The sequence below is a fragment of the Gracilimonas sediminicola genome (assembly GCF_024320785.1).
GTDB lineage: Bacteria > Bacteroidota > Rhodothermia > Balneolales > Balneolaceae > Gracilimonas > Gracilimonas sediminicola.
On the sequence record NZ_JANDBC010000001.1, the window covers coordinates 204,401 to 216,402 of the forward strand.

Genomic DNA, 12,002 nt, shown 5'->3' on the forward strand with positions numbered 1-12,002 from the left:
TTTTGTAATTCATTGTTGAACTCAGTTTTCGTCTTCTACAAGATCTTTAATGGTATTCCAGATTCGCTCGCAATTCTTACCATCAGCCGAAAGCATGTGCTTGTCTAAATATTGCTGGGCTTTTTCTGCACAGCAATCCGGTTCTTCCAGGCCTTTTTGAATTTGATCCATCATGGCATCAAAGTTACGGGCCAGCATTCCCCCATTCTCTTCGGGATCATATTTCCAGATGAATTTTATGGAGTCCACTTTCTTCTTACGAATGCCGAACAGCGTCTTATTCAGCCACATAAACGACTCATCCTTACTCTTAACCGGATAGACATGAACCGTTGGCCGGTGAGTAGCATAAAACAGGTTCGCTATGCTGCTGAAATTTGTAACCAAAACGTCCGCAACCTGCAGGTCCAGAAAGTTATCGGGATGATGATCCTTAAACTTCAGCACGATGTTATCATATTTTGTTTCCAGGCTTTGCAGAAACTCGAGGTAATGATGTTCAAACCGGTATGAATCATGCAGACGCAAAATTACATTTACCTGCTTTTCGTTGAGGTCCGTCAGCAGCCGGTTGAATAGCTTATCCTCATCTCCCCAATGCGAAAAAACCTCTCCGTAATGCCAGGTTGGGGCAATTAAGACGGTTTTCCTGTTTACCACATCAAAAGGGTAATAAGGCTGCAATTCCTCTTTCAACACATCCTTCTGCAAATAATCGTGGCTGGCCGACCCGAGGTTAATACAATTCTCGGGGTGAAATCCACTTACTTCCGTTCGGTGTTTAAAATCGACTTTCCCAAAACTGGCCCATTTGATATCCGGGTTGGGCTCTTTCATGGTGCCCCAGGTTAACCGAATATTGCGGTGGAGCCACTTAAATTCCTCTTCATCATTGGGCCCCTTCCAGCCGTAGCCGTGCCACAGTATCAATGCTTTGGGACTGAGCTTTCTAAGCGGGATGTTATTATCCATAATGGTGATGTCCGGGTCGAAGCCCTTAATACCCCGAATGAGTGTCATCTTGTTGGAGTCGTACAGCTCAACATCGATATCCCAAAATTCAAAAATACCTTCCTGCTTAAACTTTTCAGCATCCTCCAGTAAGACTTTCACTTCCGAGTCGGTCTCCTCTGTGAGATACTTGGTAAAGCTCAGCAAGTCGGCACCAAAAGTGGTGGCATAGATCAATACTTTCATAAATTGATACTCAGCCGATTGTTTTAGAATTTTCAGTTACTGCCATATAGCCCAAACCTAACGCCCGCTTTAAATATCGTTACCAATCTGCTGCGGGTTATCCCGCTAACATTGTTGTAATTCGCAATATGATTATATCCTGTATCCAGTTCAAACCAAAACATGGAGCTGGGTTGATAGAGTACATGCAAACCAGCCCTTACCGTATTTTCTACCTGTCCGGTGAGAATAATATCGATCACACTGCCATCCGGGTTTTCCTTTTTATAATCCTGATTAATCACCTGTTCCCCTTTGGAATAATAGGTCAGGTAAGGAGCAACCATAAGTCCCCTCCGGTATCGATCCAGAAAAAATTCAGGATACACTTTAATCTTTATGTAGTCATTGGTCGGTGTTCCAATGCCCCTGTTCATGTACAAATACCGTCCTTCTGCGAGATCAGTGTTATAGGTTTGGTAGGCTACGGCTTCAAATTCAAGGTTTAAATCTGCACTAGTGTTTTTGAGAGCATAATTAAGGGAACTCAGGAAGGTAAAGGTGAATGGCTCGCCTTTATCTTCGGTGTGTTGGAAATCATCGATCAGTAACTGTCCGTTTAGGGTGAAATTACTGAACTGAGTCCATATCATTCCGCCGAACATTAGGTTATTCGTCTCATCCCAAGGAATATTATCTGATACAAATACATGCGTCAGCAATGGGTTGCTGTATTTTAATGAAAGTCCGGTATTATGGCCGGAGTACAGAATGGCTTCAAAAAAACTTATCCGGAATTTCGGTGAGGGATGAAAATTCAACCGGTGCATGGAAATAAACCGGTTATTCGCATCTTCATCGAAAGTCGTTCTTTCAACAAACACACTATCCCCGGATATATCATTTAACTCTCCAAGGATGCTTTGGAATGAGAAATACTTTCCCGACAAGCTGAAAGTCAGATTATCGAAAGAACGGGCATTAGTACTCATGATAGATGAGGCTTCCCCATATTTACCCCAATGATGATTATACCGGCCCAGCATTATTTTTACACCGGATTTTTGATACCCTATATAAGAATCTTCAGCCCTGATAAATAAGCGTTTTGCAGCATCAAACCCATCAGGATCCTGGTCGTAGTAGTAATCGTGTCGAAAGGAAAGCTGACCTGCAAAATCTCCTTTTTCCATGTATCCTGTAACGGTAGCAGCGGGATATATATAAAGATCCTGATTTAGCGGATCAACAGCATCAAGCCGTTCAGTATCACTGATCACCGGAGAAGCTGAGAACTCACCCCCTATTTCGTTGTCATCTGCCTCATTTAGCTCTACCCTTTCTTTTATCAGTTCCAGCCATGCTTTCTCATTCTCTGATAATCGATCTTCATTAATACGGCTTATGGATTGCTTCACCTGTCCGTATGAATAAGGAAGAACAGTAGGATCTAAATCCAGCATTTTGCCTCTGTGCTGCAAGCGCTGGATATATTCATAGGTATAGTCAGAAAGTGTCAACACCCTGCCATCCTGTGCATATACGCCTACAACAAGCAAAGAAATACATGTGGTGAGAAGAGCACCTTTTAATCTGTTGAGCATCAAGAAATTAGGTAATGAATCTTTTGAAGAGGCTAAGTTAAATCACTGAAGAGTTTTTATGAAATGTATTTTTGAACCCTTTTTTGAGGTACGGCAATGGGGTTATCAAAGCCGTGGTAATACCGATTAAGCCCGTGCAGCTCTTTTTCTTAAGCTCTCCAACAGGGGCTCAAAACCCTTCTGACTGATAATGCGCTGGAACTGACGATTGTAGGAAGAAGCGGTAGATACATCATCAATTTCCATATCTACAATTACCCAACGCCCGTCCTGATATTCCATTTCATAATTAACGGGAGTGCGCACATTTTCGAGCTGAGCGAGCGTCTCTACCCGAGCTTCATTACCTTCTACCTGAATATCACGATAAGTGACTTTGGCCCGATAGATATCCAGCTTATTCAAAGATTGGTCTCTTACGATAGTAGCAAAAAGGTCTACGAACTCGGTTCTCTTTTCTGTTGCAATGGTATCGTACGTTTCCTCCAGCGCTTCCTTTGCCATGGCTTCGAAATTGATCACCCCGTTTATGATCTCTTTCAATTGCTGACGCTGTTCGTCGGTATATTCCGTTCCTTCAGGCCCCACAAGTTCTTTTATTTGCTCGTCCCGTTCTTCCAGCAGCGTCCGTACATCCTCTGCTGTTTGTTGGGCTGTTGCTGTAGCCGTTAAGAAAATCACTAATAGAAAAGTTTTAATGGCCGTTTTTAACATATGCATTGTCTGAATCAGTTTGTTATTAACGTAGTTAACGGAATCCCTGCCGATTTATTCAGTTTTGCCAGCGATGAATTATACTCAAAAATGCGCTGCTTTAATTGAAGTTTGAGCTCCAGTTCTTTGCGCATGGCATCAATCAGGTCTTTCACTTCACCCATACCAAAATCGTAGTCCAGTTGTTCCTGCCTTAACCATCGCTTGGAGGTCACCAGCGCCTCATCGGTCTGTTCTACTTTTACATCAGCCAGAGAAGCCTGCCGGTAGTTGTTATTAACCTCAAGTAGAATACCATCCTTGGCTGCATCCTGAGCGTATGAAGCTTGTTTCAGTTTAATTTTGCTTCGTTCAATATTAGCCCTGATGGAAAAAAAATTCAGCTTTTGACGGATCGTGAATCCAAAACCACCGGTAAACAGGTTGGTGTTATTCTGAATAAATGGGTTCGACTGGCGAGGACGATTAGGTGTATTCGCAAAGTTGACATAACCAGCCAGATACAATCCGGGTAAATTCTGTTTTTTCAGGGAAGTGATGTACGTTTCGGTGGCTTCCTCTCCTACTTTGAGGGCTTTAAGTTCGGGCCGGTTATTGAATGCGGCTTGTTGATAAAAATCCACCGGTTCAATATTGGCTGCAACCGGATCCAGAAATCGGACCTGTGGTTCGAATACATCCCCAGCTTCATTGCGAAGCACATAGTTCCAGGTTTCTTTCACGAAGTTCATGTTCTCTTCCACTTCCGCCTTCTGTATTTCAAACTCCGATTTGTAGATCTCAAACTTGAATACTTCTGACTCATCCAGGCTGCTGTCTCCTTCCTCTCTCATTTCATTTATCTGTCGCTCAACCTGATTCACCTTATCCTGAGCTTCTTCCAGCAAACGCTCAATTTCCAAAGCAAGAACATAACTAAAGTATAAATCGAAAAGTCTTAGTTCGAGATCGGCTTTTTTTGCATCAAAACTGTACTGAGCAGCTTCGGCCCCCAGTCGGGCTGCTTCCACGGCCTTATTTATGGCTCCCCAGGTAAATACCGGCTGGACTGCTGAAAGCTGGAACTTGGTATATATGGCCCAGTCATTCCAGTTGTTACGGAGGTTGGGGTCTAAATAATATTCATCTTCCTGAAGATCCGCTCGGTCACTTTCCACTCCGGGAACAAGTCCGTGCTGAGTATCTAACCTCATGTTTGGAACGATGCGCTGAGCCTGTGCCTGCTTGATCTGGTTTTCAGCAATTTCCACATCCTGCCGCTGATATTTCATCTGCCCGGAGTTATCCAGGGCTTTATTCAGAAAAGTATTGAAATCGATTTGAAGAGTATCCTGAGCAACACTCACTGAGCTGAAGGCAAGCAGACAAGTAATAAGTGATAAAAGAATTCGTGCTGTCATATTAATTTATTGGTTTGAGGCGTAAACGCATGCACGATGATATTATTTAAAACCCATTATATAAAACAGAAATAGCCCCAAAAGGGGCTATTTATTGCGGAGAGCGAGGGATTCGAACCCCCGGAGACCGTGAGGCCTCAATGGTTTTCAAGACCACCGCATTCGACCACTCTGCCAGCTCTCCTAATTTTCACTCAGTGCTTGCGCACCAGATACAATCTCAGAAATTTCTGTGGTAATCGCACTTTGTCGGGCCTGATTGTACTCAAGTCGTAAATCTCGTTCGAGGTCCTTAGCATTTTCGGTTGCACTGTCCATTGCGGTCATTCGTGCACCCTGCTCAGAAGCATTCGACTCAAGTACGGCTCGCCATAGCTGCATGTTTAAATGCAAAGGCAACAATCGATCTAATATTGCCTGCGAATTCGGCTCGTAAAGGTAATCAATAGCTTGCTTAGATGCATTACCAGAATCACTTTTTGTGATATCCTCTGTATCTATAGGAAGTACCTTTTGAACTTTACGGTTCTGTGCAATTACAGACTTAAATTCATTATAGGCGATAAATACTTCGTCAAAATCACCATCAACAAATTGTGCCGTTGCAGCTTCCATTATTCTTGATGTGGCATCATACTTAATATCATCAAAAAAGCCGGGGAAGCTGTTAATTACGTTATACTTTCTTTTTTTGAAGTGAGCCGAAGCTTTCTTTCCAATGGTAACCAGTGATAATGTTTTGTTATCCAGGTGATTTTGGAAATCACTATGCAAACGGCTTTCTACTTCTTTAAAAAGGTTGTTGTTGAACCCACCGCATAATCCGCGATCAGATCCCACAACGATAAAAAGTACATTTTTCACCTCTTCGGGTTTACGCATTACCGGATTGGTGGCACTGCTGTTATCAGCAAGCCGGCCTGCAACTTCTTCAATCTTAGAAGCATAAGGCCGCGTTTGGGTCATGCGGTCCTGGGCTTTTCTAAGCTTGGCAGCAGCTACCATCTTCATAGCTTTGGTAATCTGCTGTGTGTTATTTACAGATGATATCCGGTTTCGTATGTCTCGAAGATTCGCCATCTATGCTAATTCTTTCTTTAGTTGGTTGCTGTAACCTGATCAATTACGGATTCCGCTACTTCGATAAGCTGGCTGCCAAAAGTGTCATCTAAAACACCGCTTTGCGCCAATTTGCTCATCTCATCTTCATACTTGATGCCAACAGTTTCAAGGTACTGGCTCTCAAACTCTTCAATTTGCTCTACAGCAAGCTTATCAAGCAGGCCTTCGTCATTAATTTTCAGAAGGGCGATTTGCTGTTCAACAGGCAGCGGTTGGTAAACATCCTGCTTAAGCAGCTCTACCGTACGCTCTCCTTTACGAAGCTGTGCCTGAGTGGAGGCATCCAGATCAGAACCGAATTTAGCAAAAGCTTCCAGCTCACGATACTGCGCAAGGTCAAGCTTCAGTGTACCAGAAAGTTTCTTCATGGATTTCACCTGGGCAGATCCACCTACACGAGATACCGAAGTACCTACGTCGATAGCGGGACGAATACCCTGGTTAAACAGATCTGTATCAAGGAAGATCTGGCCATCAGTAATAGAAATTACGTTGGTTGGGATATAAGCAGATACGTCACCGGCCTGGGTTTCAATAACCGGAAGTGCCGTCAGCGACCCACCGCCTTTTACTTTTGGCTTAAGTTCTTCAGGGATGTTGTTCATCTCTCCTGCTACTTTATCATCATTAATGATTTTAGCAGCTCGCTCCAGAAGTCGGCTGTGCAGGTAGAATACATCACCCGGATATGCTTCACGGCCCGGAGGACGTTTCAGCAACAGGGAAAGCTCACGGTAAGCTACCGCTTGCTTGGAAAGGTCATCATAGATTACAAGCGCATGTCGGCCGGTATCGCGGAAATACTCACCAATAGTAGCTCCGGCAAAAGGCGCAATGTAACGCATAGGTGCAGAAGCACTGGCAGGAGCCGATACGATTGTGGTATAGTCCATAGCTCCATTTTCTTCCAGAACCTTACGAATTCCGGCTACGGTTGAACCTTTTTGACCAACGGCCACATAGATACAGTGAACTGGTTTTTCAGTTCCCTGTGTAGCCTTCTGGTTAATAATGGTATCAACAGCTACAGAAGTTTTACCTGTTTGTCGGTCACCAATAATCAACTCACGCTGACCACGGCCGATTGGAATCAAAGAGTCAATGGATTTCAGACCTGTTTGAAGGGGCTCTTTTACCGGCTCACGGTAAATTACCCCCGGAGCTTTACGCTCAAGCGGAAGTCGAATAGTGTCTCCGCTTACCGCACCTTTTCCGTCAATGGGATTGCCCAGTGGATCAATCACACGCCCAAGCAGGCCTTCGCCTACGTTGATGGATGCGATATCATTGGTACGTTTTACGGTGTGCCCTTCCTGAACAGCACTTGATGAACCGAAGAGTACGATACCAACGTTATCTTCCTCCAGGTTAAGTACCATTCCGGTTACAGGTTCGCCTTTTTCATTTTTTGAATCCGGCAGTTCAACCAATTCACCGGCCTGCACTTTAGAAAGCCCATACACGCGAGCGATACCGTCACCCACTTCGAGTACGGTACCTACATCGTAGGTATCAGCTTCGTTGTCAAAGCCTGATAATTGTTTTCGTAATATGGCTGAAACTTCGTCTGGTCTGACTTGACTCATTGTAATCTAAGATTAATAAAACTGTTTTAATTTATTCCGTTGCTGTATTCAGGAATACATCTTCAAGCTGTTCCAATTTATGCTTGATGGTACCGTCAATAACTGTATCAGCTATTTTTATGGCCATACCGCCTTTCAGGTCTTCCTGCACTTTAACTGTGATATTCACCTTTTTGCCGGTTACATCTTCCAGTCTTTTTATGACCTGATCTTTTTGTTTGTCATCAATTTCATTGGCAACAAACACTTCTGCTTCAATGATACCTGCATATTCATTGTAGATATCAGTAAAAGCATGCGTTATTTCGCCAATTATGTTTTGACGATTTTTACGCGCAATCAGGGTGACAAACCTATACACCAGTTCACTAACTTTTCCTTCGAAAAGAGCTTCCAGTGCATTTGCTTTTTTATCTGGCTTGATAACCGGGCTCTTCAGAAATAACTGCAGATCACGGGATCCTTCAACGGTGTTCTTAATGAATTGAACATCCTCGAAGGTGCGTTCTACTGCATCCTGTTCTTTAGCGAGCCCTAAAAGTGCAGTGGCGTAACGGCGTGCCGCTTTAGATACCAGCATTTATAATTGGTTAATTTTTCGGAAGGTCGGACAGAAAACTATCCACCAGCTTGTTATTCTTTTCAGTATCAAGCTCTGAATCGATTATGATAGAAGCAGATTTCACGGCAAGTTTTGCCACCTCTTCTCTCAATTCAACCAAAGCTTGTTTCTTTTCTTGCTCAATAGAAGTTCTGGCTTGCTCAATCAATTGATCAGCCTCTTCTTTCGCTTTCTTGATGCGTTCGGAGCGGATTAATTCCGCCTCTTCAGCAGCTTCTTTACGAATCTGCTGTGCTTTTACTTCAGCTTCCCGAAGAGCTTTCTCGTTATCTTTAGAGATTTGCTCGGCTTTCGCCAGGGCTTTCTCTGCAGACTCCAAGGAGTCTTTAATTTTAGACTCTCGCTCTTCAAGCGCTTTCATAATAGGGGGTACTGCATATTTTGACATCAATAGGATGAAAACAACCATAGTGATGGCAATCCACCAGGCAAACCCGGTGTTGAATGAGAGTAACCCCCCTCCGCCTGCTAAAAGTAGCATAGAGTGTAACACGATATTAACCCAAGAAGATGATCAGTGCACAAATAACCGCACAGAAGAGAGCAACACCCTCAATAAATACTGCGGTTAAAAGCATAGCACCACGGATATCTCCGGAAGCTTCAGGCTGACGCGCAATACTTTCTGTGGCGGCTTTACCGATCATTCCGATACCAAGTCCGGCACCAATTGCTACGATTCCTGCTCCAATACCTGCTGCTAAAAGTCCCATATTTCTTTTGTTTTGTTTTAGTTGATTATGGTTTTTTTAAGTTCAATTTGCTTGTTCAGCAATATGCTCTGCGTGATACCCTTCCTCGTCATGCGCATGATCTTCGGCAGCCATTCCAATGAATACGGCTGAAAGAATGGTGAATACATACGCCTGCAACAAGGCCACAAAAGCCTTTAGAAAATACAATGCTGCAGTTAGAGGTACGGATAACAGACCTGCCATCCCATAGGCCCCACCGGGACCAAAGAGATCAGCAAAAATGAAGATCAACCCGAGGATCGCGATAATCATCATCTTTCCTGATAACATGTTGGCAAAAAGTCGAATAGCGAGAGCAAACGGCTTGGTAAAAAGACCCAGGATTTCAACCGGAGTCAAAATCAGGCGGGTCCAGCCGGGAACACCCGGAAACCAGAATACGTGCGCCCAGTGATCTTTGGTTCCGCTAAACTGAGTAATGAAAAAAGTAATAGTTGCCAGCGTTGCTGTAACGGTTAAATCGGCTGTAGCGGTAGCCGCCCATGGCAATAAACCAAAGAGGTTCATAAAAGCAATACCCATAAAAATGGAGAACAAGTACGGCACATACTTCTTGTACTTGTCATCGCGGATATTATCCTTGGCAATATTATCACGAACAAACTCAAAAAGGATTTCAAATATATTCTGGAAACTTCCTTTTGGTTCTGTTTCTCGCCCAACTCCTTTTTTATACTTACGAGCCATCGAAATGGTAATCCAAAGTACAAGGATCACACTAATCCAAAAGTACATAAGGTGAGAAGTGATGGAAAAATCGATTTTAATGTGACCGCCATCAGCTGGAATGATCGCACCGGCCTCTGACATTGCAAACTCACCAGATGCTTCAGCTTTTTTGGTAGAGCTGTAGAAACTTAGTTGAGTTTCACCGGAAGCATCTTCCCAATAGAAAATGCGGGGGAGATAAACTTTACCAAATGGGGTTTTGAAATAATCGTGATCAAGAACGGTACCCATTACATCGATTATCGGCTCATCTTCTCCTTCCGCCTGGTCAGCCGCAAAAGTGTTTGAGGTGCTTATACTTAAAAATAAAAGAGTTAAGAAAACTCGACGCAGGGTTTGAATCATTGTCTTTAACTGCCGCTCTTTTGAAGAATTTTGTTAATTAAAATCATTTCCGTTACAGATTGGCAAAGATAGGAAATTATGAAACTAACTGTAAAGTAGATTTCATCAATTTTTGTTACTCCAAGCAAAATTCCGAACAAAATGAGCACTAACAGAAAGCGAATGGCTGTAGAGAAGAAAAATATTTTTATGAAGGTAGAGGTTTTGGTCTCTCTGAAGGTATCAAAAACCCATGCACTGCTGATTACAAACACACAGCTGAGCATGGTTCCGGTTAACACCGCAATCCCCTCTTGTTCACCTACAGCAAAGAACCCGCCGGAGAGCACTATTAGAAGAGCCGAAACCAGTAATGTGCTTTTGACAACACTCCGGCCGTTATTTTTTATCATTATCCTGTTGATTTAGCTTTTTTGCTATTCGTGCTATCATCAACCCGAAATTACCCATTCCAACCAATACCCCGGTTAACGTGAGCCAGGGCGTGAGTTCAAAATATTGATCAAGGTAATACCCGCCTACAATAGGCAGTGCCATTGAAACAGCAATTTCTAACCCAAGGCCTACATATTCAGCGTATTTGTCGGGCAGCAGGTTGTGAAGCAATTATTTAGCGGGTCAGGATTTAACTTTGGTATCGCCGGCATAGTCGGCGTCGCTTTTTTCGGAGAGTGATTTTGCATCAGATCCCATACGGCAAGAGCCATTTATTTGTGCACCTTCTTCAACAATAAGGGTTTTGGTGTAGATGTTTCCATCAATAATGGCGCTCTCTCTCAGGGTAAGTTTGTTCGATACTTTTACTTCCCCTTCTACCCTTCCGGCAATGTCGGCATCAGAAGAAGTGATGTTTCCGATAATTTTACCGTTGCCCGTTACAATCAATTTTCCTTTTGAAACCGCTTCCCCATCAATGACTCCGGCTATGCGAATGTCGGTCTGAGAATTAAGATCACCCTTTAGTTTAGTTCCCTCACTCAAAATATTGACTGACGGTGAGTGGTTTGCATTCTCAGAAACGTTATTAGTACTTGTAGATTTTTTTGAATTTAGCATAACTCGATTTTATTTGATTAAATAGACTTCCGGATTTTGAGGTACTCCATTTTTCCATATTTCAAAATGGAGATGCGGCCCTGTGCTTAATACCCCGGCATTTCCAATTTCGCCAAGAATATCACCTTTTAAAACAAGGTCGCCTTCCTTCTTATTTAATTTAGAAAGGTGCTTATAGGTTGTAACCACACCTTCACTGTGTTGCACGGATATTACATATCCATTATTAATTGTCCAACTACTATTAAAAACGGAGCCGTCAGCAATATTTATGACAGGCTCGTTGTTTTTTGTGGCTATGTCTAAGCCATAATGTTCATCGTCAGGCATATACCCACGGGTTAAAGAGCCCTGTACCGGATACTTTGCCGGGAAATCAGGCGCTGTTTTAGATACATTGGAAAATAAGACTTCATTTTGGCTGAGCCGGTTAAATTGCGCGGATTCATCAAAGTTTATAAAATCAGAATTCTGAAAAGGGTCATTAGGATCAAACAAGTTATCAAAACGTTCGTCCATGGCCAGTGTAGTATCAATACTCAACCGGATTATGTTCTTCATTTCCCGGAGCTGCATATCCCGCTGGCGAAGGGAGTCTTCAAGAGCAATGGCCTTCTGTGTAACTTCCAAAATCTGTGCACGAATTTCAGCATCATCGGTACTGTAAAGCAACCCACCCAGCGGCGTCAACATAAAAACAAGCGCCACAAAAATAGCAAATACAGTGGATATCCCCAGAATCATACCAAACAAACCATTGGGATACACCATATAGGAATTATCCTCATCCGGCTTGGAGTCATCCAGCAAAATCACTGTGATTTTCTTCTGTCGCTGTTCAAATAATTTTTTAAGCAGATCAATCATCGCTTTCCAAGTTACTACAATACAAT

Annotated in this window: 14 protein-coding genes and 1 tRNA gene; all 15 read right to left on the bottom strand. The window is 43.1% G+C overall.

Annotation, left to right across the window (positions count from 1 at the left end; genetic code table 11):
- Positions 1-21: 21 nt before the first annotated feature.
- The gene (locus NM125_RS01095) at positions 22-1,197 is read right to left on the bottom strand and encodes a CDP-glycerol glycerophosphotransferase family protein (protein ID WP_255132003.1); all 1,176 of its coding nucleotides are present in this window, start codon (positions 1,195-1,197) and stop codon (positions 22-24) included.
- 32 nt (positions 1,198-1,229) lie between these two features.
- Positions 1,230-2,780 (bottom strand): capsule assembly Wzi family protein, encoded by a 1,551-nt coding sequence (locus NM125_RS01100; protein ID WP_255132005.1) that lies wholly within the window; start codon positions 2,778-2,780, stop codon positions 1,230-1,232.
- 126 nt (positions 2,781-2,906) lie between these two features.
- Entirely contained in the window at positions 2,907-3,500 is a 594-nt protein-coding gene (locus tag NM125_RS01105) for an MlaC/ttg2D family ABC transporter substrate-binding protein (protein WP_255132006.1), read from the bottom strand.
- 8 nt (positions 3,501-3,508) lie between these two features.
- On the bottom strand, positions 3,509-4,894 hold the full coding sequence (locus NM125_RS01110) for a TolC family protein (RefSeq protein ID WP_255132008.1): 1,386 nt from the start codon (positions 4,892-4,894) through the stop codon (positions 3,509-3,511).
- A 97-nt stretch (positions 4,895-4,991) separates the two neighbouring features.
- A tRNA-Ser gene (locus NM125_RS01115) sits at positions 4,992-5,078 on the bottom strand.
- Positions 5,078-5,974, bottom strand: coding sequence for an ATP synthase F1 subunit gamma (gene atpG, locus NM125_RS01120; protein ID WP_255132010.1), 897 nt, complete (start codon positions 5,972-5,974; stop codon positions 5,078-5,080). The genes NM125_RS01115 and atpG overlap by 1 nt, the downstream gene beginning before the upstream one ends.
- Positions 5,975-5,991: 17 nt before the next feature.
- A complete protein-coding gene (atpA, locus tag NM125_RS01125; RefSeq protein WP_255132012.1) occupies positions 5,992-7,602 on the bottom strand; it encodes a F0F1 ATP synthase subunit alpha in 1,611 nt (536 codons plus the stop codon).
- A gap of 31 nt (positions 7,603-7,633) precedes the next feature.
- A complete protein-coding gene (gene atpH / locus NM125_RS01130) occupies positions 7,634-8,182 on the bottom strand; it encodes an ATP synthase F1 subunit delta (protein WP_255132013.1) in 549 nt (182 codons plus the stop codon).
- Between the two features lie 10 nt (positions 8,183-8,192).
- Positions 8,193-8,705: a F0F1 ATP synthase subunit B gene (atpF, locus tag NM125_RS01135; protein WP_255132015.1), complete on the bottom strand. Its 513-nt coding sequence runs from the start codon at positions 8,703-8,705 to the stop codon at positions 8,193-8,195.
- Between the two features lie 16 nt (positions 8,706-8,721).
- A complete protein-coding gene (atpE, locus tag NM125_RS01140) occupies positions 8,722-8,937 on the bottom strand; it encodes an ATP synthase F0 subunit C (RefSeq protein ID WP_255132016.1) in 216 nt (71 codons plus the stop codon).
- 42 nt (positions 8,938-8,979) lie between these two features.
- The gene (gene atpB, locus NM125_RS01145) at positions 8,980-10,053 is read right to left on the bottom strand and encodes a F0F1 ATP synthase subunit A (RefSeq protein ID WP_255132018.1); all 1,074 of its coding nucleotides are present in this window, start codon (positions 10,051-10,053) and stop codon (positions 8,980-8,982) included.
- Between the two features lie 5 nt (positions 10,054-10,058).
- Positions 10,059-10,445: a hypothetical protein gene (locus tag NM125_RS01150; RefSeq protein WP_255132020.1), complete on the bottom strand. Its 387-nt coding sequence runs from the start codon at positions 10,443-10,445 to the stop codon at positions 10,059-10,061.
- Positions 10,432-10,659 carry an AtpZ/AtpI family protein gene (locus tag NM125_RS01155; RefSeq protein WP_255132021.1) on the bottom strand — a complete coding sequence of 76 codons (228 nt, stop codon included), beginning with the start codon at positions 10,657-10,659 and terminating at the stop codon, positions 10,432-10,434. Before NM125_RS01155 ends, NM125_RS01150 begins: the two co-directional genes overlap by 14 nt.
- 12 nt (positions 10,660-10,671) lie before the next feature.
- Positions 10,672-11,109, bottom strand: coding sequence for a bactofilin family protein (locus NM125_RS01160; RefSeq protein WP_255132023.1), 438 nt, complete (start codon positions 11,107-11,109; stop codon positions 10,672-10,674).
- Between the two features lie 9 nt (positions 11,110-11,118).
- A complete protein-coding gene (locus NM125_RS01165; protein ID WP_255132025.1) occupies positions 11,119-11,976 on the bottom strand; it encodes a M23 family metallopeptidase in 858 nt (285 codons plus the stop codon).
- Between the last annotated feature and the right edge of the window lie 26 nt (positions 11,977-12,002).